Origin of the sequence: Streptomyces polygonati, assembly GCF_042650325.1 — a bacterium.
GTDB lineage: Bacteria > Actinomycetota > Actinomycetes > Streptomycetales > Streptomycetaceae > Actinacidiphila > Actinacidiphila polygonati.
Genome location: NZ_JBHSBB010000016.1, coordinates 45,824 through 71,929 on the forward strand (window position 1 = coordinate 45,824; position 26,106 = coordinate 71,929).

The 26,106-nt window shown below is 69.8% G+C and carries 16 protein-coding genes and 4 pseudogenes; 4 read left to right on the forward strand and 16 right to left on the reverse strand.

Annotated elements, in window-relative coordinates; genetic code table 11:
• The first annotated feature begins 427 nt into the window (after positions 1-427).
• Together ACFO3J_RS24840 and ACFO3J_RS24845 are read left to right on the forward strand one after the other, a co-directional pair.
• Positions 428-1,090 carry a lecithin retinol acyltransferase family protein gene (locus tag ACFO3J_RS24840; protein WP_386433295.1) on the forward strand — a complete coding sequence of 221 codons (663 nt, stop codon included), beginning with the start codon at positions 428-430 and terminating at the stop codon, positions 1,088-1,090.
• Positions 1,087-1,545 carry a hypothetical protein gene (locus ACFO3J_RS24845; RefSeq protein WP_386433298.1) on the forward strand — a complete coding sequence of 153 codons (459 nt, stop codon included), beginning with the start codon at positions 1,087-1,089 and terminating at the stop codon, positions 1,543-1,545. The genes ACFO3J_RS24840 and ACFO3J_RS24845 overlap by 4 nt, the downstream gene beginning before the upstream one ends.
• Here the strand turns inward: ACFO3J_RS24845 and ACFO3J_RS24850 are convergent.
• From ACFO3J_RS24850 to ACFO3J_RS24870, 5 genes and pseudogenes are all read right to left on the reverse strand, one after another.
• Entirely contained in the window at positions 1,536-3,356 is a 1,821-nt protein-coding gene (locus ACFO3J_RS24850) for a GTPase domain-containing protein (RefSeq protein WP_386433301.1), read from the reverse strand. The two genes, ACFO3J_RS24845 and ACFO3J_RS24850, sit on opposite strands and share 10 nt — an antisense overlap.
• Positions 3,353-7,123: a GTPase gene (locus ACFO3J_RS24855; RefSeq protein ID WP_386433304.1), complete on the reverse strand. Its 3,771-nt coding sequence runs from the start codon at positions 7,121-7,123 to the stop codon at positions 3,353-3,355. Before ACFO3J_RS24855 ends, ACFO3J_RS24850 begins: the two co-directional genes overlap by 4 nt.
• Before the next feature lie 423 nt (positions 7,124-7,546).
• Entirely contained in the window at positions 7,547-7,783 is a 237-nt protein-coding gene (locus tag ACFO3J_RS24860) for an integrase core domain-containing protein (protein WP_386433307.1), read from the reverse strand.
• 154 nt (positions 7,784-7,937) lie between these two features.
• Positions 7,938-8,069 (reverse strand): annotated as a pseudogene (locus tag ACFO3J_RS24865) (transposase); the annotation flags it as partial.
• Positions 8,070-8,104: 35 nt separating this feature from the next.
• The gene (locus ACFO3J_RS24870) at positions 8,105-10,660 is read right to left on the reverse strand and encodes a hypothetical protein (RefSeq protein WP_386433310.1); all 2,556 of its coding nucleotides are present in this window, start codon (positions 10,658-10,660) and stop codon (positions 8,105-8,107) included.
• 340 nt (positions 10,661-11,000) lie between these two features.
• Between ACFO3J_RS24870 and ACFO3J_RS24875 the strand changes: the two genes are divergently transcribed.
• On the forward strand, positions 11,001-11,153 hold the full coding sequence (locus tag ACFO3J_RS24875; protein ID WP_386433313.1) for a hypothetical protein: 153 nt from the start codon (positions 11,001-11,003) through the stop codon (positions 11,151-11,153).
• Positions 11,154-11,655: 502 nt separating this feature from the next.
• Here ACFO3J_RS24875 and ACFO3J_RS24880 read toward each other — a convergent pair.
• Both ACFO3J_RS24880 and ACFO3J_RS24885 read right to left on the reverse strand, forming a co-directional pair.
• Positions 11,656-12,444: pseudogene (locus tag ACFO3J_RS24880) on the reverse strand (IS5 family transposase).
• 617 nt (positions 12,445-13,061) lie between these two features.
• Complete coding sequence (locus ACFO3J_RS24885) at positions 13,062-16,358, reverse strand: NB-ARC domain-containing protein (RefSeq protein ID WP_386433315.1); 3,297 nt, start codon at positions 16,356-16,358, stop codon at positions 13,062-13,064.
• A gap of 810 nt (positions 16,359-17,168) precedes the next feature.
• Here ACFO3J_RS24885 and ACFO3J_RS24890 point away from each other — a divergent pair.
• On the forward strand, positions 17,169-17,426 hold the full coding sequence (locus ACFO3J_RS24890) for a transposase family protein (RefSeq protein WP_386433441.1): 258 nt from the start codon (positions 17,169-17,171) through the stop codon (positions 17,424-17,426).
• A 205-nt stretch (positions 17,427-17,631) separates the two neighbouring features.
• Here ACFO3J_RS24890 and ACFO3J_RS24895 read toward each other — a convergent pair whose 3' ends face one another.
• The 9 genes and pseudogenes from ACFO3J_RS24895 to ACFO3J_RS24935 all read right to left on the reverse strand — a co-directional run bounded on the left by ACFO3J_RS24895 (position 17,632) and on the right by ACFO3J_RS24935 (position 26,106).
• Positions 17,632-19,494: a hypothetical protein gene (locus ACFO3J_RS24895; RefSeq protein WP_386433318.1), complete on the reverse strand. Its 1,863-nt coding sequence runs from the start codon at positions 19,492-19,494 to the stop codon at positions 17,632-17,634.
• Entirely contained in the window at positions 19,487-19,948 is a 462-nt protein-coding gene (locus ACFO3J_RS24900; protein WP_386433321.1) for an ABC-three component system middle component 2, read from the reverse strand. Before ACFO3J_RS24900 ends, ACFO3J_RS24895 begins: the two co-directional genes overlap by 8 nt.
• The gene (locus ACFO3J_RS24905; RefSeq protein ID WP_386433324.1) at positions 19,945-20,961 is read right to left on the reverse strand and encodes an ABC-three component system protein; all 1,017 of its coding nucleotides are present in this window, start codon (positions 20,959-20,961) and stop codon (positions 19,945-19,947) included. Before ACFO3J_RS24905 ends, ACFO3J_RS24900 begins: the two co-directional genes overlap by 4 nt.
• 153 nt (positions 20,962-21,114) lie before the next feature.
• Positions 21,115-21,328 (reverse strand): annotated as a pseudogene (locus tag ACFO3J_RS24910) (IS5/IS1182 family transposase); the annotation flags it as partial.
• A 177-nt stretch (positions 21,329-21,505) separates the two neighbouring features.
• Positions 21,506-21,769 (reverse strand): hypothetical protein, encoded by a 264-nt coding sequence (locus tag ACFO3J_RS24915; RefSeq protein WP_181801438.1) that lies wholly within the window; start codon positions 21,767-21,769, stop codon positions 21,506-21,508.
• 340 nt (positions 21,770-22,109) lie between these two features.
• Positions 22,110-23,198 (reverse strand): hypothetical protein, encoded by a 1,089-nt coding sequence (locus tag ACFO3J_RS24920; RefSeq protein WP_386433327.1) that lies wholly within the window; start codon positions 23,196-23,198, stop codon positions 22,110-22,112.
• A gap of 685 nt (positions 23,199-23,883) precedes the next feature.
• Positions 23,884-24,546, reverse strand: coding sequence for an HNH endonuclease family protein (locus ACFO3J_RS24925; RefSeq protein ID WP_386433330.1), 663 nt, complete (start codon positions 24,544-24,546; stop codon positions 23,884-23,886).
• A gap of 425 nt (positions 24,547-24,971) precedes the next feature.
• Entirely contained in the window at positions 24,972-25,313 is a 342-nt protein-coding gene (locus tag ACFO3J_RS24930) for a hypothetical protein (protein ID WP_386433333.1), read from the reverse strand.
• Positions 25,314-25,346: 33 nt separating this feature from the next.
• A pseudogene (locus ACFO3J_RS24935) lies at positions 25,347-26,106 on the reverse strand (transposase family protein).

A 26,106-nucleotide genomic window follows, 5' to 3' on the forward strand; every position in this document is an offset into this window, starting at 1 on the left:
CCACCGAAGGCAGCGCATGCTCAGTAATTGATTCGAATGCGGTCCATGCCAGCCAGGGCTGCGTCGCGGCGGCGTGTCGGGGTGTGCGAGGGCAGAGAAGTCAAAGCAGTGGCGGTTTACCTCCTCTCGCGCGGAGACCGGGTGACGACGCGGTGCAGCATCGCCACCGAATCCGGTTCACCTCCGCTCGCGCGGACACCGGTCGGCCAGCTTCAGCGCCGTCTCCCGGTACATCGGTTCACCTCTGCTCGCGCGGAGACCGGAGGGAGGTAGGAATTCCCCACCAGGCCATTGTCGGTTGGCCCCTGGGCGAGGTGGTCACGCGGCCCCGGACCCGGCCGCCCAGACCGGCCCTGATCCGGGTTTGGCGGGCGCGGGCGCGCGGTAGCGTGCCAAGGGGGAGAGGGACCGGGGGAGGGGGGCTGCCATGGCGGCCGGGGACCATCTGGTGGTGACCAGACCCGACGGGTGGATCGCCGCGGGGCGGCGGCACCACGGAATCGATCTGGGCGACGGCACCGTCGCCCACCTGACCGGCTTCACCAGCCGGAGCGCCTTCGCGATGCGGACGAACCTGCGGGTGTTCGCGCAGAGCGGGCGGCCGCAGGCCGTCGACTATGACTGGGTCACCCGCAATCCGCCGCATTTCGTGGCCGGCCGCAAACGCCGGCGCGGCGACCCCGAGATCCGTGCGCTGCCCGCCTCGGAGGTCGTGGAACGGGCGCTCTTCGGCCTGGACATGGCCGGGTACAACGCGGCCGGCCGCAACTGCGAGCACTGGGCGAGCTTGATGAAGACCGGCGCCTCCTTCAGCTACGAGGTCGAGGAGCGCGCCTACCAGCCGCTGGTGGAGTTCGTCACCGGGCTGGTGTGGGAGCTGCTGCGCGGCGCCAACCCGCGTGATACGCCGGGCGGTTACCTGGGCAGCGTCTACACCCACGGCGGCGTCCGCTACCAGGAGCGGTACGCGGCGCCCGGACAGATCCCGCCGGTGTGGTCCCGCTCCACGGACGGCGGTGCCTCCTGGAGTCCGGTGCCCCAGCGGGAGGTTCCCCACCCGCTCACCGAGACGCAGGTGCTCGGCCGGTGAGCGTGGAGAGCACGGTCGCGGTCCTGGCGCTGATGGTGGCGGTCGCCGGCCTGTGGTTCCAGTTCAGCTCGCTGCGGGCCCAGTTGACCGTGCAGAACTTCTCGCAGTACAACCAGCGTTACCAGCAGGTGGTCGCCGCCTTCCCACCGGAGGTGCTGGACGAGGACTTCGACCTCGCGGCGCTGCCGGCGCAAGAAGTGCTCGTGCTGGGCCGGACGTTCTGGAGCTACTTCGACCTGTGCCTGGAGGAATACCACCTGCACAGCCAGCAGTTGATCAGCCCCGCGGTGTGGCGGATGTGGGAGTCCGGGATCCGGGCGGCGATGAGCCGCCCGGCCTTCCGGCAGGGCTGGGCCCTGGTGAACACGGTGACCTCGTACGCCGACACCCCGCGGTTCGTCGCGATGATGGAGGGCTTCCTCGCGGCGGACGATGGCCCGCCGGCTCACACCTGAAGCAGCCTGACGGCCTCCTGCAGTTCCTCGGCCCGCGCCCGCGCCGCGGCCACCGCCGGGTCGAGCAGCGGGTCCTCGGTCAGCAGGCCGCGCAGCCGGGCGACGGCGTACCGCCAGGTGCCCTCGGCGGGGGCGTGCGGATCGCCGAGGACGGAGTCGGTGTACTCGGCGGTCAGGGCGGTGACCTTCGCCTTGTCCCGGGCCCGCCGCTCCCGGTCGGCGGTCGCGGCCCGCTTCTCCGCCAGCAGCCCGCCGAGGAATCCGCCCAGCGAGAGCGCGACGGGGACGAACTCGGCGACGACGTCCAGGTTGCCGAGCCAGCGCTTGGCCCGGTCGACGTCCTTGAAGGTCTTGAAGTACCCGGCGTCGGCGAGGGCCTTGGCGAGCCCCTCCTCCCGTTCGCTCTCCAGCAGGTCCACCGCGCCCTTGTGGACGTACCGGACGAAGTCGTCGTCGGATGCGTCGAGGCCGGCGAACGGGGTCTGCCCGCGCAGCCGTTCCCAGCCCTGCCGGAAGCTCTCCTTGACGTTCTCGCGCGCGCTCGCCGCCGACTTCGCCGCGGCGAGCGTGGTCTCCATGTCGGCGTCCGGCGAAAGCCACAGCTTCACGCCGCCGCGCACCGCCGACTTCAGGCCGCCGGCCACCCCGCTGAGCTTCTCGGCCGACGGCGGTGCGAACCGCCCGGCGGACTGCGCTGCGTCGCCGGAGCCGCCGGCGTCGGCGAGCAGCCCGTCGGCCCACGCGTCGAAGGCGACCGAGGACGGCCGGACGCTCTCGGCCACCAGATCCTCCGCGACCTCCCCGGCCAGTTCCGACAGCCGCCCGTTCCACGTGCCGTCCCAGGCGGTGAGCGCGGCCTTGAGCCGGGTCTCCGCGGTGCTCCGTACCTCGCCGGCGTCCATGCCGGAGGCCAGGCCCACCACGGCGTCCAGTTCACGGCCGATGGCGGTGTGCAGCGCCTGCGCGGCCGCCGCGTCCAGTTTGTCGAGGCGTGGGCGGACCAGCGCCGCCTGCTTCTTGCGCAGTTCGGCCTCGGAGATGATCTTCTCGGCCGTGGCGATCTCGTCGGCCGCGTGGACCCGGGCCCGCTCCAGCAGCGCCAGCCGGGCCCGGCCGGCGGCCTCCTTGCGCAGCTCCGCGAGCCGACCGGGCAGCGCATTCAGCCGCCGGCGCAGCTCCGCCACGCCGTCCCAGGACCGGTAGGGGTCGTAGGCGGCCGGGCCGGGTACGCCGGAGTCGGCCGTGACGCCGAACGGGTCCGCGGCGACCGGGAGGATGCCAGCCTCGGCCAGCGGCCCGGGCAGCAGGCCGCGCAGGACGGCCGTGCGGTCGGCGAGGGCCGCGCGGAATTCCGCGGGGGCCAGCTCCGGGTCGCCGACGCTGTCGCACCGCGCCATCACCACGAGCACCGTGCGGGAGGTGAAGCCCAGGTCCACCAGGGTGCTCAGCTGGGTGCGGTCCTCGGCGGTGCGCTGCGGGCCCAGGAAGAGCAGCACCATGTCGGCCGCGGCCAGCGCGGCCCGGGCGGTCTCGTCGTGCCAGGCCGAACCGGCGGCCGTGCCGGGGGTGTCCACCAGGATCAGGCCGTCCGAGACGACCGCGTTCTCCTCGAAGGTCTCGGGCTGCGCCCCCACCGTGAGCCAGGACGGCACCTTGGTGCCGTCCTCGGTCAGCAGCCGACGGATCGCGGAACTCTTGCCGCTGTCATAGGAGCCGAAGAACACGACCCGGGGCCGGGGCCCGGCGGACGGCTCGGGCGCGGCCGCGTCCTCGCCGAGGATGGTCGTGACGGCCTCGTCCTGCTCGTTCATGTCGTCTCCCGCGAATTCGTGCCGCCTGATGTGCCGCCTGATGGGCTGTCCGGTGGGCCGTCCGGTGTGTCATATGCTGCGCCGTACGCGGTGCCTTGTGGCGGGCCGCCCGGTGCCGGGTCCGCGGGGGAGTCCGGCCCTGCGGGGGCGCCGAGCAGCGCGGTGGCCCGGTCGATGAGGGCGCCGCACGCCACGGCCCGCGCGGCGAGCGTCCGCTCCTCCGTCTCCCGCGCGTGCGCCTCTGTCTCCCCAGCGCCCTCCTGTGCCGCCAGTGTCTTGTACAGCGCGTGCAGCCGCCGCAGCGCCGGGTCCTGGTCCAGGGCGGCGGTGGCCCAGGCGTCGCCCAGAGCGTGCAGGCGGCGCACCGCCTTTTGGCGGGCCTCCTCGTCCTGGGACGCATCCATCAGCTCTGTGACCAGGAGATAGCTCGACAGCACGCCGCCGAGGACGGAGAGCGTGGGCGCCGCGTTCTTCAGCAGTTTCGCGCCTTTGCCGCCGCCGCTGACGAACCGTTCCACCTTCGAGGCGACCGCCCCCGCCTTGCCCGCCCAGCCGACCGCTTGCCCGGCCACCGAGGCGTCCTCCGCGCCGAGCGTGCGGGCGTCGGAGAGCGGGCCGAGCGTGGGGAAGTCCGCCCGGCCGCCCGGCTGCCCGGCAGCCAGGTCCGTACGGTGGGCGCACACCGCCTCAAACTCGGCGGTCCGCTCGTCCGTCAGGCGGCCCCACTCCGCGGTGATCCGGCGGAACTGCGGGTCCTCGCCAAGCCGTTCCAGCCGCCGCGCCAGGCTGTCGCGGCGGTCCTTCGACGCGGTGGTCAGCGTCTGGGAGACGGCCTCGTCGATCAGCCGGCCCACCCGGTGGCGCAGGTCCTCCCGGCGTTCCCCGTACAGCACTTCGGCCTCGGCCCGCAGCCGCTGGTCCTCCTCGTGCGCCGAACGGGCCATCAGGGCCTGGTGATGTGCGTGGTCCCGCTCGCGGACCAGTTCCGCCAGCCGCTCGCCGAGCAAAATGCGACCGCCGCTCAGCACCGCGATATCGGCGGCGTCGCGGGCCAGCCGCCGTCTGAGGGCGGTCAGTTCGGCGGCGAACTCCCGCACGCCGTCCCAGGGCCTGGCCTGCTCGGTGCCGAACGGGGCGGCGGCCAGGGCCACTCCGTGCCGCAGCCCCGGAACGGCCTTGCGCACCTGCGCGAGTTTCCGCTCCCGTAGCGTCGCGAAGCCCTCGGGGTCCAACTCGGGGTCGGTGCCGAAGCCGTCGGCCCGGTTGACGACGAACAGGCACCGGTCCAGCCGGCCGGGCAGGTGCGCTGCCGGGTCGCCGTACAGGACCCGGCGCAGGTCGGTCGGGTCGCAGGTGGCGAGCCCCGGGGTGAAGACCATCACCACCAGCGCCGCCGTGACGATCTCCCGCATGGTGGTGTCGTCCGCGCGGGCCGCGGTGGCCTGGAATCCGGGGGTGTCCACCAGGGTCAGCCCGCTGTGGTGGGGGTGCCGGCCGACCCGGTCCGTCTCGGGCTCCGGGCCCGTCGCGATGTCCGCCGAGCCGCCGAGCAGCCGCCGGACCAGGGACGACTTGCCGCTGTCGTAGTCGCCGCAGAACACCACGGCCGGGCCCGGCCGGGCGGCCAGCGCGCGCAGTTGGCGCAGCGTGCTGACCTCGCCCAGGGCCGCGTCGACCTCCTTGATCCAGGCCCGGGCGGTGCCTTTGGGGAGCGGCTCGGGCAGGTCCGCCGCGAACTCCCGTATCGCCAAGCGCACATCGGCCCGGTCCGGCCGGCCCTGCCGCCGCAGGCGGGCGGTCAGGCCGCGCTGTGGCCTGGCCCCGGCGCCGAGCCACAGCGCGTCCCGCTCCGCGCTGGCCCCGACCCCCTGCCGCCGCTCGCAGGCGTCCAGGGCCCGGTCGACCAGCTGCTGCGGCCGGGCGTACGCGCCGGCGCCGTCCGGTTCCGGGGCGGGCAGCACCGCCAGTACCCCCAGGCAGGACGACCGCATTCCACGGTGGTGCAGCGCCGTCCTGACGCCGTCGGTCGCGTCCTGGGCGACGGCGGCGCGCCTCATGCCGGCCAGCTCCTGCTCCACCAGCCGGGCGAGCCGGGCGAAGAGCGCGGAGATCGCCGACTCGGCCTCGGCCAGCGACTCGGTCCGCCCCTGCTCCCGGGCGGCGGCGGCCCGTTTACGGCCCTGGGCGCCGGCGACCTCCAGCACGGTGCCGCCCAGCGCGACCGCGCCGGCGACGCCCCAGCCGACCGGTCCGGCCAGCACGAAGAACGCGCCGCTGCCGGCGATGCCAGCCACCGAACCGCCCACCGAGGTGCGCTGCAGCCATTTGCCGCGGCCGCCCGCGACTGCCACCGGGTCCGCCTGCACCGCGCGGAACTCCTCGTAGAGCCGGTGCACGACCACTTCGTGGCTGCGCCGCAGGAACCGCGCGTAGTCCTCGAACACGCGGCGGGCGGCGTCCTCCATCAGGTCATGGGCGTAGACCGCCTCCTCGAACGCCTCCGCGGGGGCCTGCTTGCGCTCCGCGATCCGCTCGTCGATGTACTCCCTGGCCCAGGCGAGGGTGTCACGTTCGAGGGGGCTGAACCTGCTGACGGCCAGGTCCCGCCCGTAGGCGGCGGCGCGCGGGACGGCGGGCACGGCGAAGGCGGCGCCGCGCACGGCCTCCAGCCGGCGCAGGTCGGCCCTGAAGGTGCCGTATCCGGGACCGGCGGTCGGCCCGGCGTCGGAGCCGGTCGTGGGGTCGGCGGCGGGGCCGGGAGGGGTCGGCGGCGGCAGGCCGAGCACCTTCAGCACCTCGGCGACGGTCCGTTCGGCCGGCTCGGCAGCGTCGGCCGCCTCTTGCGCGGCGGTGCGGAACCGGTCCCTGGCCCGGTCGAGCGCCGCTTCGGCGAAGCGGGTCACCGATCCGAGCCGGAGCTCGGCGCCGCCCGCCCGGACCAGTTCGGTGAGCAGGTCCTCCAGCGCGGGCAGGTTCGACAGCTCCTCCAGGCCGGGTGCGCCGAACTTCTTCAGCAACACCTCCCTGGCCGCCGGCGCCGGCCCCTTGTAGACGGGTCCCGTGCGGGCGAACATGGCGTTCTGCGCGTGCACCGCGACCACGGGCGTACGGCTCAGGCCGACCCCCGCCAGCGCCTCGCGCACCCGCCGGGCGTGGCCGGCCACAGCGGCGTCGAGCCCGCCGAACCCGTCCCAACGCCAGCGCGGGTTCTTGACGTTGAGGACCGCGACGGCGACCTTGCCGTGGTCGCCGATCCAGCGGGCGACCGTCGCGAACTCCTCGAACCGCTGGCCGGAGTCGTCGAAGCACAGCACCACCACGTCAGCGGCGGCGGCCGCCCGGCGGGCCTTCTCCAACTCCGCGTGCATGGCGGCCTGTTCCATCCCGGCGAAGCCCGGTGAGTCGTAGACCTTCAGCGGCCCCCACACCCGGCCGCAGATCTTGCGGGTGTGGTCGGGCCTGCCGTCGGGCGAGGCCAGCCGCCCGGTTCCCCTGGTGATCGCCTCGATCAGGCTGCTCTTGCCGGCGCCGGTCCGGCCGAACAGCACGACGTTGAAAGTGTCGAGCCCGGCGAACTGCTCCTGCTCGACCTTCTCCAGCTCACCGCGGACCTCGGCGGCCAAAGGCGCGAACGCCTCCCCCTCGGCCGCCGCGAACACCTCCGTCGCCGAGATCGCCAGCCGCAGCCGCGACCTGAGCGCCTCCGTGCGGGCCGCGGTCTCCTCCATGGCCTCGCGGCAGGCGCGGCGAAACGCGGATTCCTCCATGACGTACCCCCCCGTCCATGGTTATGACCACATTTCCGCCCATCCAATCGTTGTCGCCCCGCCCGCTTTTCCACCCTCCCGCCGGGCGGTCCGGCGCCGTGTGCCGGCCGTACGCCGACGGCCGCCCGGACCGCTTCCCGGGCCCCGGGCCGGGCTCCCGCGCGCGAGTGTCGGACCTACTGGCCAGCGTGGGAAATGGGGAAAAAGAGGGAGAACCAGGTAAATGGTAGGAATCGGGAGAAAGCGAGGGAACGGGAGGGGTTCGCGGGAGCGCAGGGAATCGCAGGACACAGCTCGATGAGGACGGAGTCGGATCATGACCGAATACGCGGAAGGAACATCTAACTGGGCGGACGCGACGTTTTCGGGGGTTGAGACTGGTAGGAGTCTTTGAAGTTTCCCCATGATCTCGGACACTCGTTCTTATGCGGCGATGGTGTGCCGCTGTCGGGTCTCGTGCGGGGTCAGGTAGCCCCAGGTGGGGTGTTTGCGTAGTCGGCGCCGGTTGTAGAAGGTCTCGATGAAGGAGAAGACCTCGGTGCGGGCGGTTGCCCGGTCGGGCCAGGTCCGGCTGCCGATCTCGGCTTTGAGAACCGCCCAGAAGCTCTCGGCTGCGGCGTTGTCGTAACACGAGCCGGTGCGTCCGGTGCTTGCCCTCATGCCCAACCTGGTTACCTCGCTGCGGAATTGAGCCGAGGTGTATTCGCTTCCGCGGTCGCTGTGCGCGATGCAGTCCGGTTCCAGGCGACCGCGTCCGTGAGCCATGTGCAGGGCGTCGACGACCAAGTCGGCGCGGTGATGGTCGGTCCTGCTTGACCCAGCTCCGCAGCCCCTCGGGGCTCACTCCCAGGTCTCGGGCCACCTCGGTGACCGTTTTGCTGGAGGACCGGGCCAGCGCGACGGCATCACGCTTGAACTCCACCGAGTACCGCTTGCCCTGCGGCACCGGCCGTGTACGCGTGACGGCGCCGGGGGCGGGAGTCAGTCCGCAGCGGGCGTCGGTCTACCGTCTGGTTCGAGGCCCGACGGCCAGCGGGCCGTCAGCAGCCCCATCCATACGGCCTCACCGGCGTCGGCGACCTGCCGGTAGAGCTCCTCGGCCTCGTCCGTCCGCCCGTCCCGCTCCCGCTCACGGGCCCGCGCGACCAGGTCGGCGCCGCACGCGTCCTCATCCTTCGGCGTCCATAGGCCGAACCAGCCCTCCTCCCCCCGGAGCCGGGACCGGAAGAGAAGGCTTCGGTTCCGCGTGTCGGCGACCCGCGCGGTGACGAGCGACATCCCGTAGGAGTCCCCCGAGCGTTCCCCCAGTCGGGAGAGGTCGACCAGGGACAGGAGGTCGCCCTGGTCGGCGGCGAACCCGTAGCAGCGCTCCGCGCCCTCTTCGTCGCCCGCTTTCTCCCTGAGACCGGCCAGATTGATCAAGGCGTTCAGGGAGACGTCGGGGTCTACGATCCGCCGGGCCAGTGCCTCCGCACCGTCGTGATCGCCTTCACGGTGCTTCTTACGCACCGTGAAGGCGAGGTCGTACATGAATTCCAGGTAGTCGTACTTTCGGTTCTCCGCTTCCTGGTCGCCCGCCTCCGCAGCGGCCCAGAAGAAGTGGGCCGCATCGTCCGGGGCCCCGGCCTTCTCCAACAGATCGGCAAGAGCGGTCACCGCCGCCGCATAGCCGTCCGCAACGGCGCGTCGGGCGAGGTCGTCCGTACCCTCCCGGTCACCCGCTTCGTGCCGTACGAACGCGATGGTGGCCAGGGGCATGACGTTCCCACCGTCGGCGGCCCGCCACGCGAGCGCCTCAGCTCCCGTCCGGTCGCACCGCTTCTCCCGCTCCCTCGCCAGATGCGTCAGGATCCTGCCCCGCCCAGCCTTCGCGGCCCTCCGCGCGTACTCCTCGGCTCCCGCCGGGTCGCCCGCCGCCTCCCGCCGCAGCGCCATCATGACCAGTGCTGTGTCGTTGCCGGCGTCGGCGGCACGCATGTACAAGTCGTCCGGCCCCCGCGGGCCGTCGAGGGTCTCCCGGAGGTAGGCCAGGGCCAGGAGCGCGTACGGGTCGCCGCGATCGGCGTCGGGTGCGTACAGCGCCGCCGCCCCCGCCAGGTCGCCCGACCGTTCCAGCGCGCGGGCCACCATGATCCGGGCCACACCGCTGCCCGCCTCGGCGGCCCGCGCGTACAGGGCGTTCGCCCAGCGGTGCCGGACGCGGATGTACGCGGCGTCCGCCAGCGCCAGCAGGTCGTCCGCCCGGCCCAGGTGCTGGTGGGCGGCGTGCCAGAAGGACGCCGGCGGGCACTGGTCCCGGCGGACGGTGAGCCCGTGCTGGTGCAGGTACTCCGCGATCCGGACTGCCGGCGGCGCCGACGGTCGGGCGGAGCCCGCGCCCGGGGGCTCGTACGCCGGACGGGGCGCCGACGGCCCCAGCGGTGCCCGCTTGCCATGGACCTCGACGGCCAACTCGGCGAAGGCCTCATCCTGCCAGTCGTCCGCGAGCCGGTCGTACTCGTCGTCCCCAAGGTAGCCGACGGCCGCTGCCGTCACGAAGTCCCGCGGCAGGCGCTCGCCGACGCCTAGGCGCCGGGCGTCCATGGCCGCTTCCAGCACGGCCCGGGCGTGCGGGGACGCCTGCTCGTAGCGCTGGAGCAGTGCTGGGGCGCCGGCGAGGTCCTGCGTCACTCTGCCGTCGCGGCTGGCGCGGGTGAGCGCCCCGGCCAGCAGCGCGTCGCTGTCGGCGAGCCGCCGGGCCTCGCGGAGGGCGACGTCGTCGAAGGTGCGTGGCACGTCCACCAGGCGTCCCGCCAGCAGTTCACGCACCCTGCTCTGCGGGTCAGGCCGGCCCGGCGCGGGCAGCGCGGTGAAGTTCTTGGCGTAGTCGGGCCACAGCGTGCCCAAGACGAGCACCGACGTGAACTGCGGCCCGTTGAGCACGTCGTGCAGGGCCGCCGCGATCCGTTCGCCCGTGTCCGGGCCCCCAAGGTAATGCTGGGTCTCGTTCAGCCAGACAACGGTGCGCGGCGCGACACGGTGAAGCCCTTCCAGCGCCGCTTCGGCCCGGCCCGGCGAGTAGGGATGCCACACGCGCCACCCGTCCTCCGCGAGCGGGCGCAGCGCCTCCCAGCACGCCCTCGTCTTGCCCGTCGACGAATCGCCGACCAGCACGACCATCCTGCGAGCGCCCGCCCTCACGGCGTCGACCGCTTCCGCCAGCAAGACGTCGTGCGCCCTGTTAACGTACGCCGGCAGGGGGATCCCACCGCCGGCGTACCGATGTTCGCCAGCGGGGTGCACTTCCAGGTCGTGCGGGTCGGACCAGCCAATCGGCAACCCGGGCCCCGTCACGCCGGGCGCGCCGCGGCCCGCGTTCACCCCGCCCCGCGCGGCGGTCAGCAGGGCCATCCACTCCCTGGTCGGCCGCGGTACGTACCCCGACCTGGCGGCCTGCTCGCCCAGCACGGTGACCAGCCGCAGGAACAACTTCTCATTGGCTTCACCGGGAACGCTCTTGCCCCTGAACCAGTCGCTAATGGTCGACGACTTCGGCATCACGATGCCTTCCCCCGGGCGCCGACGTCTGAGCAGGGCCGTCACCGCGCCCGGTGCGCCCGCCCCGGCAGCCGCCCGAAGCGCGCGCAACTCCTCGCCCAACCGCTCAGCGCCACGACCCATTCTCCCTCCCATAGGTGCCGCTGCCTCCCCGCAGCCCTCCGGACCGTCCGGAGCGCCCGGACGCCGGAATGCTCCGGACGCCGGAAACGCCTCTGAGGACAGGCTAGTTGAGCGTCCGGCGGCCAGGCGGCGGATGCCGGATACCCGCCCGGCGCGCTCTGATGGACGAGCCGCCGGCAGTCGTCCGGCGCCCCGACCCCGTTCCTGGAGGCATCCCGTGCGTCGTTCCGCGCCGACCGTCCTGCTGAGCGTCATCGGCACCGTCCTCGTGCTCGGGAGCATCGCGCTCCTACGGGCACGACCCGCTGACCTTCCCGCCGTCCTGAACGCCCTGGGCGTCCTCATCCGCGCGCTCAGCCCCCTGCCCTGACCCTCCGGGCCCGCGTCGTCCGACTGGTGCGGCACCCTGGCCCGGCGCAAGCAGTCGCCCGACGCCAGGCGGCCCCGTCACGTGGGGCTGCCAGCACGCACCGGGCCGCCACCCGGCCGAGAACCCCATCGACTCATCCCGCCCCCGGTCCTGGCCCCAGGTCGTTTCCTTCATCAAGGCCACCATCAAGGCCACCATCGAGGGCGGCGTGGGCAAGCTGGCCGAACGCCCGAAGAACGCCGGCTATCGGCCGGGGGAGCGCTGGACGGCGCCAGAGCGGCCGGCCTGGTCCCCTCACGCCCGCCAGCAGCTACCGGATTGGCCAGCACCGCAAGATGACGGCCTGGGCCCGGCACGGCCGCTTCCCGATCGCGGTGCTGTCGGACTGCGTGGCCAACCCGGCCGCCACCGGCGACGTCCGCGACCTGATTCCCCGCACCGAGAACGGCAAGCCGGTCGCCGGCGGGTTCCGCCCTCGGGGTGAGCCCCGGCATCGGCCATCTCATTTGGTGAGTCTGCGGTAGCAGATGAGAGGACAGGCGATGCTGGTGAAGGCGAGGAAATGGTCTGCCTTGCGTTCGTAGCGGCGGTGGAGTCGGCGGGTGGTTCCGCTGAGCCAGGCCATGGTCCTCTCCACAGTCCACCGGTGCTTGCCCAGGTGCGCCGAGGACTCAACGCCTCTGCGGGCGATGCGAGGTGTGATGCCGCGTTCCCGCAACCATCGCCGCAGGTAGTCATAGTCGTAGCCCTTGTCTGCATGCAGCTTGTCGGGCTTGCGGCGACGGGGCCCGCGTCGGGACCGGATCGGCGGTATACCGCGGACCAGCGGGATGAATGCCTTGCTGTCGTGTGTGTTGGCCGCCGAGATCCCGACAGAGACAGGCAGACCGGAGCGCTCGATGATCAAGTGGATCTTCGACCCGTTCTTACCCCGATCGACAGGATTCGGACCTGTCAGGTCCCCCCCCTTGAGGGCCCGCATGTTCACGGAGTCGATCGCGCAGCGCGTCCAGTCGAGTTCTCCGCGAGAGCCCAGCTCGTCCAGGATCAGACGGTGGAGCTTGGCCCACACCCGGGCCTTTGTCCACTCGGCAAACCGACGGTGCGCGGTCGCCCCTGAAGGGCCGAAGCCCGGGGGCAACTGCTGTCATGTACAGCCTGAACTGGCCACGAAGACGATCGCCGCCAGCACCTCACGGTCACCATGCCGTCGCCGGCCACCACCCTGCGGCCTCGTCGGAGCCGGCGGAACCTCTCGCTCGAACAACATCCACAGCTCGTCAGGAACCATTCGCTCCACAATCCCCACAAAGCCAGACTAGCGAACACCCAAATGAGATGGCTTCTAAGCGAGACGACTCGATGCTCTTCTGAGGTCGGCGGAGCGGCAGGGCTTCGGCGTAGTTGTAGGTTCCGCGTCTCGATGGACAACGCACGCGTGAGATGGACACCGGATGGGCAATTCCGCTGTTCCGTGGGCGCTGACTGCGATCAGTAACTGGGGTCCTCCGCATGGCCTCAAGAGTCAAACTCGTTCCAGCGGGAAGCATGCACCGGCCACGACGTCGATCCGGTATGACGACACGTCGGTTCGCAAGATCCCCTTGAGAGACCTGCGGCTGTCGGACTTCACCTGGTCAGTTCCCTGGCGGAGCTTCCGATTCGTCCATGGCCAGGCACATTACTCGGGGCGATACGCATCGGCGACGATGGCCGGGGCCGTCGCGTACGAGAGTCGTTTGGAACTCGCGCGGCTGCTCTTGGCCGACATGGATCCTGCGGTCCGCGGGATCTACGCCCAGCCTTGCCATCTGAGTGCCCGTTGTCGGCGGCGCGGCGGGCGAGAGTGCAGGTCATCGGTCGCGGCCTTCACGGCCAGGGTCAGGTTGAAGGTGTCATAGACCTCGATTACGGTGTCCGTCCGCGTCCCGTTTGGCCGGTGCCCGATTCGAAGGCGAACAAGTACACCCCCGCCGACCCTGTCATTACCAGGCCACTCCCGTCAGGGAGCCAGCAGCACGATGTGAGAGGCCCCTCAACGCGCATCATGGTTGCAGGATGGCCGGTAGCAACGTCCCAGATCCGCACGGCACCGTCGTCGTCGGTAGTGGCGAGCCAGGTCCCGTCCGGGGAAACCGCCACCGCGTTCACCTGGCTTCTGTGGCCGGTGAGGGTGCTGGTAAGCCGACCGGCAGCAACGTCCCAGATCCGCACCGCACCGTCGCCGCCGGCGGTGGCGAGGCAGGTACCATCCGGGAAGACCGCCACCGCCCGCACCCAATTGGCCTGCTCCGTGAGGATGCTGGTGAGCCGGCCGGTAGCAACGTCCCAGATCCGCACGGCACCGTCGTCATCGGAAGTGGCGAGCCAGGTCCCGTCCGGAGAGACTGCCACCGCGTTCACCTGGCTGATGTGGCCGGTGAGGGTGCTGATGGTCCGACCGGCAGCAACGTCCCAGATCCGCACCGTACGATCGCCGCCGGTAGCGAGCAAGGTCCCGTCCGGGGAGAAAACCACCGCGTTCACCTGGCTGGTGTGGCCGGTGAGGGTGCTGATGGTCCGGCCGGCAGCAACATCCCAGATCCGCACCGCACCGTAGCCGCCGGTGGCGAGCCAGGTCCCGTCCGGGGAAACCGCCACCGCGCTCACCCAATCGGTGTGGCCGGTCAGGGTCGCGGTGGTCCGGCCGGTAGCAACGTCCCAGATCCGCACCGCACCGTCGTCGCCGGCAGTGGCGAGCCAGGTCCCGTCCGGAGAGACCGCCGCGCTCACCCGGCGATCGTTGCCGATTGGCGCGGTGGTGGTCCGGCCGGTGTCCGAGTCCCAGATCCGCACCGTACGATCGTCGCCGCCGGTGGCGAGCCAGGTCCCGTCCGGGGAGACTGCCACCGTCCGCACCCAACCGGTGTGGCCGGTCAGGGTCGCGGTGGTCCGGCCGGTAGCAACGTCCCAGATCCGCACCGCACCGTCGCGGCCGCCGGTGGCGAGCCAGGTCCCCCCCGGGCAGATCGCCACCGCGCTCACCCAATCGGTGTGGCCGGTCAGGGTCGCGGTGGTCCGGCCGGTAGCAACGTCCCAGATCCGCACCGCACCGTCGTCGCCGGCAGTGGCGAGCCAGGTCCCGTCCGGGCAGATCGCCACCGCCCGAACCCAGTCCGTATGTCCGGTCAGGATCGCGGTGGTCTGGCCCGTAGCCGCGTCCCAGATCCGCACCGTACCGTCCTGACTGCCGGTGGCGAGCCAGGTCCCGTCCGGAGAGATCGCCACCGCCCGAACCCAGTCCGTATGTCCGGTCAGGATCGCGGTGGTCTGGCCCGTAGCCGCGTCCCAGATCCGCACCGTACCGTCCTGACTGCCGGTGGCGAGCCAGGTCCCGTCCGGGGAGACTGCCACTGCCAGCACCCAGTCCGTATGTCCGGTCAGGGCGGCGATGGTCCGGCCGGTAGCCGCGTCCCAGATCCGCACCGCACCGTCGTCGCCAGTAGTGGCGAGCCAGGTCCCGTCCGGAGAGATCGCCACTGCCCGCACCCAACCGGTGTGGCCGGTCAGAGTACGGAGTAATGCAGGATCGGGGAGGTCAGGCAGCGGCCATCTGTTCCGGAGGGTTGGCTGCCCGGGATTCCAGGAGGCAGCCTGCTCACGCCAGGTGTCGTGAGAGCCGAGGCGGCTGCGTAGGACCGCCGCGCGTGCGTGCGCTGGAGTGGTCGGGGCGAGCAGGTGGGCTGCGGAGGCGAATACGCGGGCGGCGCTGCGGGCGGTGGGGGTCGGTATGGCGGCCAGATCGGTCCAGGGCGCGGTGGTGGCGCGGTGGTCCAGTCGCCATTGGATCCAGCGCAGGTCGGTGGCGACGGCTTCGGCCTGCCCCTGCCGGCCGGCGGCCAGGAGATGTGCGATGAGATGGTCGGCGAGGTAGCCGTCCGGCATCTGCCACCATGCCCGCCCCACCGCGGGGTTGACACCTGAACGGGGCTGTACCACGGGCAGGTCCGCTGCTGCCGCGTCGACCAGGACGCTGTTCACTTGCTGCAGATGCTCCTGGCCCAGGCGGGTGCGAAGGTAGTCGCGAATCACGTCGTGCAGTTGGATCCGCCCGCCGGCCTGCGGGTCCAGGGACAGCAGCGACACCCTGCCCAGAGCGGCGCTCAGCGCTCTGGACTGCTGAGGAGTCAAGCCGCCGGTGGCCTGCCACAATGCGGCAATCAGATCGACCGGGACGCTCTCGTCCTCGGCGAAGATCCCAAGTTCGGTGAAGCGTTCGTAACCGCCCTCGGGCAGCAGATGGGCGGCCGCTTCGATGGCAGCCCGTACGGCGGTGCTGCGCTGCCGGGGATCGCCCAGATCCACTGCCGTGCCCGGGTCGATCGCGGCGGGCCCGCGGCGGCGCAACTGCTCCAGGACCCCGGATGCGGCCACCACAGGATCGGCGCCCGTATGCACTTGTTCGGCGATCGCCTGGTGGGCCAGGCGCAGCAGCAACGGCCAGCGGCCGGTCGCACGCAGCAGCCCCTCGGTGATCTCACCTGGCCATTGTTGGAGCTGCCAGGTCAGCAGCAACCGTGCCTGCTGTGGGGACATCTGGTCGACCAGGACGCGCGTGGCATCAGCGGGAAGGAGATCCGGGACACGGGTGGTCACCAGCCGTACGCACCGCTGCCCGCCCATGAGGAAGGGGGCGAGCTGCTCACTGAACCAGATGTCGTCCAAGATTAGCAGGACCGGCGGCCGCTGGTCGAGCAGGCGACCCAGATGCGCGCCGGCCAGGTCCGGATCATCGAACGCGGTGTCGTCTCCGGTGATGAACCGGGTGGCTTCCACAACCTTCGCGGCGATGGTAGCCGGGCTGCGTACGTCCCGGCCCATCGTGGTCCGGTAGATGCGCCCGCGGAAACGGCGCCGCACGCGTCGGTTCGCCCAGACCAACTCGGACATGGTGGTCTTCCCGAAACCGCCTGCTCCGTGCAGGCCCGTCGTACTGGTGATCCCCACCGCCCGCCGCCCGCCCCGGCACACCACGGACACCACCTGATCCGCCTCGTCCCGGTCAACCACCCACCCCGGCACCTGCGGCGGCGAAGGTGGTGGAGGGTCCTCCCGCCCGGCGCCAGCCCCGTTCTCGAAGATCACGACCACAGCACCCACTACGAGCAGCAGGACCGTGAACCCGCCGAACGCCGACCACGGATAGCGGCGCAGCAGATCAAGCACACCGGGCCACCGGCTCTGACCGGAGGCGGCGTTACCAGCTAGCGACGCACCCGCGGCGGCACCCGCCTCGACCGCCAACAGCCCCACCAACAAGGGATTACGCCCGTCGGCCATCCAAGCCCCCGCTCCGCACAACACCGTCGCGTGAGGCTATCCGCACACACCAGGGCAGTAGGGCCAAACGCACAACCCCACGCAGGTCTGACCAGCACCTCGCATCAACGTGCCCGGATGCCAGCCCAGCGCCCGGCTCTACCCGACCCGCCCCCGGCCCTTTTTTCACACGCCTATCTGCGCTCATCCCATGAACATGCGGGAGTGCCTCGGGGCGGAACTGACGCGGCATAAGCGTGTGAGAGATAGCAGGTTCAAGTTCTGTGGTGAGACCGATGGGCTAGAGAGCCCTCGCAGTATCGGGGTCGCTGATCGGGCCGACACGGGCTGGTCTCATAGCTCGATTAGGTCCGACTACCGACAGTGGTTGCAATCGACCGCCCGACGAGCCTTTTTGCTCATGCCCGGCCGACGAAAGCTGTGCTCACCTCGCGCGGATTCCGACGTATCCCCAGGAACCAGTGCTCGCGGTGCCGCGTAACCTACAGTAGTCGGTGGGCGTCCGGTTCATGAGGGTCTGCCAGGTTGATCGGCCCGGAGAGCGGGACAGGCACGGTGTTCCAAGATCATGGAGTTCTCGACGCCCCGTGACCTGTCTGGAAGACCGTGCCTGCCGAAGCGCCATTGCTGATCCCGCCTGCCCTTGACCAACTTCGCGGGCATCCGGAGGTCGCGCCGGACGAAGTGCCCGGACTGATGGAGCGCCTCGCTGAGGTGCCCGATCCACGTGATCCCCGCGGAGTGCGCCACGCTCTGGTCGTTGTCCCTGCCCTGGCTGCCTGCGCGGCGCTGTCGGGGGCAACGTCACTGCCGGCAGTCAGCGAGTGCATGACCGACGCTCCGCCCTACATGCTCGAACACGTTGGCGCGAAGCTCGACCCTCTGTTTCCTCGACGTTCGGTGCCTGCGGAAACGACGGCTCGGCGGCTGCTGGCCCGCCCGGATCGATGGTGAGGCACTGGACCTGGCGGTGGGCCGCTGGCTCGCCGACTGCCGCAGCCGAGCCGAGGGCGGATGCCCGGCCTGACGGTCGACGGGAAGGCGCTTCGCGGAGCCGCCAGGGCCCGGGGACGCGGTCCACCTGCTCGCGGCCCTGGATCACACCAGCCGGCTGGTCTTGGCCTAGCTGGATGTGCTTGCAGCTCGTGACCTCAGCCCCTCATGGACCTGACCAGCTCTCCCGCTCTGAGGGGAAGAAGCCGACGCGGTCGCCTTCTTGCAGGCCGAACCGGTAGGTGCGGGCTTGGGCGATGACGTCATGGGGCGGGTCAGGGTTCTCGAAAATGATCACCTGTCCTGGGAAGGTGAGCATGTTCCGGTAAAAGTGATCGACGACAGTCGATGTCATCGGTACGTCGTCGCCTGGGGCGTCGTCCTGGGGGTCGCTGTGGGGGCCGCGGTAGGTGACGACGGGAGAGTCGAGGACGACGAGCCCGGGGTGCGGCCGGTCGTGTTCACGGCAGTAGTGGGCCAGGGCCGTGGTGAATGCGGAGTGCAGCACGGAGCGGACGCCCTTGCCCCGAGAGGCCCGCAGTCGGCTACCTGCCCTGATCTCCATCTGGTACTGGTCGTACTCCGCGTACTCGACGGAGGGCACCTTCCACGCCTCCAGCGTGTGCTGGAGGACCTGGTCAAAGGCGGAGAGTATCCGGTTCGGAATGTAGTCGGTCGGCCGGGGGCCGGGGGTTGCGGCTGCACCGTCCAACTTAGACCGGCGTTCTTCCAGTTCCTCGATGCGCTGGTGAAGATCCAGGTCGCGTTCGATGGCCGAGCGGACCTCAAGATGCTGGTCCATGTCCTCGCGCAGCGGGGCAAGACGTCCTCGGGTGACCGAGATGTCCGCGTCGAGGCGAGCAGCGGACACCTTCAGCTCCTCCCTGCTGCTGCTGAGCTCTTCGAGCTGACTGCGCAGGTGGCGCATGGTTGGCCGAAGGTCATCTAGGAGGGAGATGGTCTTGGCCATCTCGGTCTCCACTGCGAGATGCAGCTGAGTCGTCTCGCGTTCGCTGTGGTCGGGGTGTTGGTGCTCGGGTTCGGCGCCGCAGAAGACGCAGGTGCCGACCTTGAAGAACCCGAGGAGGTTGCCGGCCTCGGTGACCATGACGAGCCGGTCCATGTCGGAGAGGTACTGCTTTTCCAGCAGGGTGAACCGGGACATGAGGTCGCCGGCCTCGGCCAGGCGCGCTTCGATCCCGGCCAGCTTCTCCGTGACTGACATACGTTCGGCCACGGAGTTCAGGTGCTGTTGGGTGATGGTTTCGACTGCGCGGGAGTAGCCGTCGATGGCTGTCTGCAGGCGCCGGTGCCGGTCGCGAAGTTCCTGAACGTTCTCGGAGGTGCTGAGCTTGTTCTGCAGGTCGACGATGATCCGGTCGAGGAGACCGACCTGCCCTTTGTTGACACGGCGCTGGCCGGGGTTCATGCCGGTATTGACCTCGGCGTCGCCTTCTCCGGTCAGCAGCAGCCGCATGACGGAGGCCGCCATGGTCTTCCCGTTGGCCGAGGAGGAGTGCAGGGCCGGGGAGCGTTTGTCGACCATGCGGTTCTCGGGAACGACCGAGAGGTGCACCAGGTCGCTCAGGCGCAGCTCGCGCGTGCCGCCTGCGTCGTTCGTGCGAATGCGCAGGTCGTTCCATCCCAGGCGGCCCAGGAGGAACTGGGAGAGGCTGTTCTTGCTGCGCGCGGTGTGCGTGGCCGTGACGTCGAAGTCAGAGGGGCGGGTGACTAGATCCCGCAGGTCCGCCCAGTGCACGTGGATGATGTTGGATTCCGGGACGCGCAGCAGAGTGAGCGGGGTGCCGTCATCGAGTTCGAGGCCGAGGAGGATCTGGCTGTATCCCTCGGCCTCGGAGACGAGGTCGAGCTTGCTGCCGCCGAGCATGTACTCGATGGACTCCGCGACGAACGACTTGCCAGTGTCCGAGGCGCCGTAGACGACGGTGAGGGACGGATCGAAGTCCACTGTCGCGAGTGGCTTGGCCGCGGAGGCGTAGGTGAGATGTGTCAGACGCAGGTCAGCCATGGCCAGCCCCTCCGGATGCGGAGCCTGTTGCGGCGCGGTTGATGATCTGATGGGTCACGCTGCGGGCGTGCGCCGGGGAAGCGTAGTGGCGGAGGGCCCACTCGGCGCGTTCGCGCAGAGATGCGATGTAGGGGGCTTCCAGCACTTCGATGAAGGTGGGGCCGTTTTCCGTGGCCGTGTACATGAGGCCGTCGTCGCTGCTGACGAGGTCGGCCAGCCCGGCCCGGATCAGAACGAGAAGGCCTTGTTCGAGGAGTTCTCGCTTCCTGCCTAGTTCGCCTTCCCGTGCCGGCAGGTCGGGGTGGAGGCTGTGCGGGCCGTCGAACTCGCCGCTGTGGAGCACGAGGTAGTCCAGCGCGACGAGCTGGGTAAGGTCCATGGGCTGGGGGTGGCTCTCGGCCAGGAGGACAAGAGCGCGAACGCCCACCTCAAGCGGACTGTTGAGCGGGGTCACTGTTCTCCCTCCTGGCACCAGATAAGGCGGTTGTCGTTCGCCAGGTGGTGGCATACCCCCTTGCGGACCTCCGGCCCCACGTAGGGCTTGAGGATCGTCTCGGTCACTTCCACGGTTCCCGCACAGACCATGACGGCTGCGTGGCGTTCCCAGCCGTTCGGGTGAGACCGCTCCGACTCCTCTACGACAATTGTGTAGATATCCTCTTTGACCTGGTCAAAGTATTCCGGTGTGGTCGAATCCCGCGCGAATACGCGCACGGACTCGGCGGCAAAGAAGGCCACCCGCTGCCGCAGGAGGTGCCCTTTGGCCTCAGCCACGTCCTCGACCTGCTCCAGGGAGTTGATCTTGTCGGAAAACCGCTCCCGATAGACATCGACGAGGCGCTGCACATACCGAGCCTCGTCGTGCCGGGGCCGCTCGGGAGGAGTCAGCTTGGTCGGCCCGTTCGCAGGCGGGACGTGCGGGAAACGCGCGAGCCAGTGCGGCGTGGTCATGTGCTCTTCGAGCACCTGATCGAGATCGACGCATGAGAACATGCCGAAGTCGGTGCCTTCCGCCAGCTCCTTGACCTTGCGGCGCTCGTCATCATCGAGCTTGGTCACGAGCTTGTCCCTGGTTGTGGACAGGTCCTCTAGAAACCTTGCCCGGCACTCGGACGGCTTCGAGATGAGGCGCTTCAGGCTGGCAGCGAAGGTGAGAGCGACGAAGACGTAGCGGGTGGGGACGGTGAAGTGATCGGCCGCGGCGGCCACGAACATCTTCCGCATCTCCTGGGCCGCAGTGGTCCAGGACAGATCCCGCTTGTACTGCTTGCACTGATAGTTGTGCCATTCCCCCTCAAGCTTCGCCTGCGTCAGGAAGCCCGCCACGTCGATGCCGTGGTCCCCGGCGCCTCCCTGCCGCTCAACGAGGTCGTACTTCGCCCCCTGCGTCGGCACCCATTCCTTCACGAACTCCTCGAAATCGTCGGGGTCCATCAGGAAAGTGACCGTCTGCTTCGGCGTCGCCATCCTCGGCATGCTGAGCCTAGGCGGCAGCACTGTCAGTGCCTGCTGCTCTTCACTCCTCGGCTGACCGTCATGCTGGCCCGTCACGCCATCCCCCTGCTGCGCTTGGCGATCTCAACAGATATCACCCGGGACGCATCCGCATCCAGACTCCAACAGCGGCGTGAGCTGCCGCGTAGTCAAGTTCGTTCGCCAGTAGGCCACAACCAGCAGTGGCCGGTCCTCCAGCCGGAGGCTCCAGTGTCAGCCGCTGCGGACCACGTCCGCACCCCACCCCTCACACCGTCACCAGCTTCCCGAAGACACGCGGGCTCAGCCCGGAGAGCAGGGCTGTCCAGGACGGCTTCGAAGCCGTCATCACACCAGCCACACCAAGATCATCACATCAGGATCAGGCGAAGGTCCCCGGCTCAGCGCTCGCAGCGGATGAGACCTCCAAGGAATGAGAACTCCATGACAGCGTGTCCGGTGACTACCGGAGCACGCTGGTCGGAGAACACAGTCTCGAAGGTGCAGAAGCGCCTACTCGCCGCCTGAAGACGCCCGCCTAGTCGTCGTTCGGCAGGTACCACCCGTGCTCGCGATGCCTGGGCTCTGGTGGGTTCGGGTTCTCGCGGGCATAGGCCTCGTTTGCACGGCGCGTCATCTCTTCGTCGTAGCGGTGCAGCTCGTCGTAGAGTTTCGACGCCTCGTTGACATCCCCGCTAGATACGTAACGCTGTCGCAGCGCCTCGCGCTCGTCTTCGAGTTCCGCATCGGACAGCGGGCGGAGGCTACCGAGGCCACGCGCGATGGAGTCGAAGATACCCATGCGTTGATGTTGTCACGCTGGGGGCTACCGCCGCGTCGTTGTCCGCCAACATCGCCTCGAAGGTGCGCGAAGACGCCCGGCTCGCGGCCGCCGGGATCACCGCGCCGGAAGGCCCCATCCGCAATTCTTGACTATTGCTCGATCGCTTCGTCCTCCTCACGCATCCCAGAAGGTTTTCCCGTGACCTGCGAATGGTGTCTCGTCACCAATCACTCCCACAGTGACGCATCCCCAGTCGCCCATGTCTGTCGGCGTGCGGCCCCAACCCCTCGACGGTCGGCGGCCGAGATTGGGCCCGTGAACACACCAGAGGGCCTCCCACAGCCCTGGGCCGCCGGGGTTACGCGTCAGGACGTACGGCGACGGCCGAGGTCCGCGCCTTCGGCAACGAGATGCCCTGAGCCTGAGCCATCACCCCAGGCCGTAGCGTCCACGGCACTGGGCTCGTGTCCATCAGCCACTCGTTCGACAGCAGTCGCTGCACGATGAAGCTGCGCACGGATCGGCATACGTCCCACCCCAGGCCCGAGCACAGCTGGTTGAAGGAGGGACCGTGGCCGTGCTCGCCCCGGAAGGCCACGGTGAACTCGGCTGCTTGCTGGCCGCGGTCAGGGTGTGCCTCCTTCCACTCGCCGTAGGCGTTCTTGATCCACTTGGGGACGAAATGCGGGCGGACCCGCTCCATGAACGCCGCAGCGACCTGACCCGGTTCGAGTGCGCACACGGCGCAGTACTCGACGGCCTCGGCGTGTCGCCTCAACACGGGAGTTGCCGCGTTCTTCCACTGGGACCAGGCTGCAGCGTCAAAGCGAACCGCCAGCCTCGTGCGGCGCTCGACCTGGCCTTCGGCCTTTTCGACCTTCGCCGTCCGCCCGTCTTCGGTGGGACGGCGCAATCCCGACAAGTGGCGTACAGCCGGGTCGAGGCGGTAATAATCCTCTGACAACTCCGTAAGGAACCCCTTCGGCAGGAGGTCGGGCAGGGCGGCTCGGCAGGCATCGGGGAAGTCGGACGGGATCTGCCCGAGAAGCTTGGACGTGCTGTGCGCCGCGAGGAACAAGCCGGCCAGCCGCGCCGTAGGAGGAAGCTTTTTGACCGGCTTGACGGACAGGGCGCGCGTGGTCCATCCGGAAACCCGCGAGCGCACGTTCTTCCCGAAAGGGAGCGGGTGGTCAACTGTCGGGGTCAGGTCGGGGACTGTGATCGGTACCGGAAGCGCGGGATCGTCCCCGAGGAGAGCGCCGCCGATCTGCCAGCCCAAACAGCGAAGGGCGTCTACGGCTTCGCGTGCATCGCCGAGCCGCAGAGAGGACAGGTCCGTCCCGGAGAGGTTGCCGACACCACCACGGGCGGCCCGGATGGCCACCACCACGGCGACGAGCTGAGCATCAGGACTAGGCAGCGCGAGGGAGGACGCGAAGCTCAGCAATGTTCGTGCGGCTTCTCCTTGTTGGGAACTCAACAAGAACGGCTGCGGCTCTGTAGCCGGGGGTGCGCTGATATTGCTGGAGCTGGATGCATTCTTCGGCACGAGGGTTCCAACGCGTGCGGAAAGGGCTGGTCACGATCCATGCTCCATCTGACCAGACCACATGGAGATTGCCTTGGTCCGACCTCTGCTAGTAATCCCAACCTCTGGTCACAGGGTGAGATGGTGCCTCCAGGACGGGCCCCACCCGACAGAGCCCGTGCAGACTCCCAAAACTTCAACATGCTGAACTTGACGGAGAAACCATGTGCCTGAAGGGCGGACCATCTCCGCTCGCGCGGAGACCGGCCAGCCAGTAGGGCCAGGGCGTCGTTCTCGAACGGACCACCTCCGCTCGAGTGGATGTAAGCCGTTCACCCTGTCCGGGGAGTGCGACCTGACCGTCCGCTCTCCGTGCCCGTCCTGGACTCGGTGGCCGCGGGAGCCGCCGAGTCCAGGACGATCGCGTGCGCCCCACGGCATCCGCCGCAAGGCTGGTGAGGCAGTACACGGTGTGGCCTTCCTCCAGCCTTGTGGCGTCGACCGGAAGCGGTAGAGCAGCCGCGGCAGCAGGCTTGGGGGGAAGTTCTTCATGAGGAGGGCTCTGGGAGGTGGCGTGTGGTGGCGGGTTGGTTTGGGGTCGTGGTCAGGGTGCGGGGGTGTAGGTGATGTCCTGGTCGGGGCAGCTGTCGGCGAGCCGGGTGAGTGTGTCGTGTTCGGCGGGGTCGATGGTGAGCTGCCAGGTGAGTTTTACGCTGATCCAGTCGGCGGTGTAGCGGCAGGTCGCGTCGGGGGACGGCGGCATCCATTCGGACGGGTCCTTGTCCGCCTTCTGCCGGTTGGAGCGGGCGGTGACCGCCACCAGGTGACGCGGGTCCGTCAAGTAATTGGCGTAGCGGACCCGCCGTTCCTTGGTCCACTTCGAACCCCCGGAGTCCCAATTCTCAGCCAATGGCACGACATGATCAATATCGAGTCCGCTGGGGCCTTCGACGGTGGTGTTGTCGTACCAGGAGTACCAGCTGCCGCCGGTCAGAGTGCACTTGCCGGTGACGATGGGGGCGGTGACGGCCTCGTCCAGGAGGACTTCGGCGCGGGTGTTGCATCCGTTGTGGTCAGCGTCGGTCCAGCCGCCGTAGGAGGTCTCGCGGTTGTAGCCGGTGCGGTCCTCGGCTGCTACGGGGAGTTGGGCGACGGCCTGGTGCAGGGTGATGTCCAGCACGGTGCTGGCTGAGTCCGCCGCCTGGGCCGGGACGGTCATCAGGAGGGCGGCGCAGGCGAGCAGGCTCGCCAAGACGGTTCGGATCATGGAGCGCATGACCATGGTCTTACCGCCCCCGCGGGCCGGGCGTCCGCACCCGCTGCGGGAACTCCACGCATGGGGGTGAAGCAGACCACCCGCACGAGTGGCACCCGCGGCTTCGACCGCGCCCCGCAACTGGCGGCCTGCAAGTACGGGCCGGTGCGGTGGGAGGAGACCGGGGCGGCTGGCGCTACCTGGATCGGGTCCTCCTCAGAACCTGCGTGCGGCAGCGTGGCGGGGTCGGCACCTGGCGGCGCGGCCGGCTGCGGCGCCGGCAGTAGATGCGAGCGCCGGGAAGAGTGCCGGGCCCCGCCTGGCTGACCTGCGGCCCCCTGGCGCTCCCGTCTACTCCCTGCGCCGCAGCCGCACCTTCGCCGAGCTCGCAGCCGGATTCCGCGTGGGCCTGCCCCCGGCCATAGCGCCGGGCGAAGTCAAAAACCAAGGTGCGGAGGAATGTCTGATCGCACGAGGCGGACTCGCGCGGCTGGTATGCGGCCGGGCAGGTAGACGAATCCGTGGCCGTTGTCGAGCAGCAGCTCCTCATCGATGCCGTCCACGGACCAGAGATCAACCGGCCCGCCGGTGTTGTTGATCTGAAGGAAGAACTCTGCTGCCTCCTCGCCCCGGCAGACGAAGATCCCCTCCACCTCGGGGCGGCGGCTGCCGGCGATTCCCGGTGCGGCGCCCATCCGGGTCCAGTCCAGGCCATGCCGTGCGATCGACTGCCGATTGAGCACGGAGGAGACGTGGAAATGGCTCCAAGTATCAGACACGCAGGGAGTATAGGAGGCAGCGAGACGTTCTCCTCAGGTTGAGGCGGTCAGCTCCAGGGGGAGAACGGCCTTGACGAGGTTGGTGATGCGGGTGGTGCTGCAGCGGAGCTTCCTCAGCAGACACAAGGACTTGAGGATGGCCACAGCCTGTTCGCCGAGTGCGCGGGGATCTTCGCGGGAGCGCAGTTAACGGCCTTCTTGCCCGCGGAGAGCTGGTTCCAGAGGCTGCGGAAGGGGAACGCGGACGGCGGTGCCGGAGCCCTGGTACGCCGTGCCGGCCCAGCACCGGATGCCGCCCGGCGTTGAGGGTGCCGAGCAGGCCGTGGGATCGGGCCGGCCTGCTGTCGTGGACCGCGCCCGCCAGGGCTGGCGAGGCCCGGATGGGCTTCCCGAACGGGTCGGTGAGGACCTGGACGTTCATGCCGTGCTTGCCGGAGTGGCAGGGGTGGTTGGCCGCGATGCGGTCGTTGGGCAGCAGGGTTCCGTCCAGGATCGCGACCGCCTTGCGTGCGGCAACCGTCGTGGCCTGCTGGAGGGTTGGGGCGAGGACGGCCAGGACGTCCACGGCCTCGGTGACGCAGCACTGGGCGGTGGCCAGGCCGACGCCGAACCCGGCCGCGAGCTGGGCGAAGGTGTGACCGCAGCGTAGGTGGGCCAGGGTCGCCAACGCTTGTCCGTCGCAGGTGAGTCGACGCCGGCGGGTGCCGATCCGTCGCCGCCGAGCGGTCCGCTCCTGCCGCGGCAGCCGCAATGGGGAAGTGGACAGGTCCAGTCCGGACGGGTGGACAAGCAC

Excerpts from the sequence above, each read along its gene's own strand:
- ACFO3J_RS24870 (WP_386433310.1), bottom strand. The coding sequence starts at position 10,660 with ATGCCGAAGTCGTCGACCATTAGCGACTGGTTCAGGGGCAAGAGCGTT.
- ACFO3J_RS24860 (WP_386433307.1), bottom strand. The coding sequence starts at position 7,783 with ATGAGGGCAAGCACCGGACGCACCGGCTCGTGTTACGACAACGCCGCA.
- ACFO3J_RS24855 (WP_386433304.1), bottom strand. The coding sequence starts at position 7,123 with ATGGAGGAATCCGCGTTTCGCCGCGCCTGCCGCGAGGCCATGGAGGAG.
- ACFO3J_RS24925 (WP_386433330.1), bottom strand. The coding sequence starts at position 24,546 with ATGATCCGAACCGTCTTGGCGAGCCTGCTCGCCTGCGCCGCCCTCCTG.
- ACFO3J_RS24890 (WP_386433441.1), top strand. The coding sequence starts at position 17,169 with ATGGAGCGCCTCGCTGAGGTGCCCGATCCACGTGATCCCCGCGGAGTG.
- ACFO3J_RS24905 (WP_386433324.1), bottom strand. The coding sequence starts at position 20,961 with ATGGCGACGCCGAAGCAGACGGTCACTTTCCTGATGGACCCCGACGAT.
- ACFO3J_RS24915 (WP_181801438.1), bottom strand. The coding sequence starts at position 21,769 with ATGGGTATCTTCGACTCCATCGCGCGTGGCCTCGGTAGCCTCCGCCCG.
- ACFO3J_RS24895 (WP_386433318.1), bottom strand. The coding sequence starts at position 19,494 with ATGGCTGACCTGCGTCTGACACATCTCACCTACGCCTCCGCGGCCAAG.
- ACFO3J_RS24850 (WP_386433301.1), bottom strand. The coding sequence starts at position 3,356 with ATGAACGAGCAGGACGAGGCCGTCACGACCATCCTCGGCGAGGACGCG.
- ACFO3J_RS24840 (WP_386433295.1), top strand. The coding sequence starts at position 428 with ATGGCGGCCGGGGACCATCTGGTGGTGACCAGACCCGACGGGTGGATC.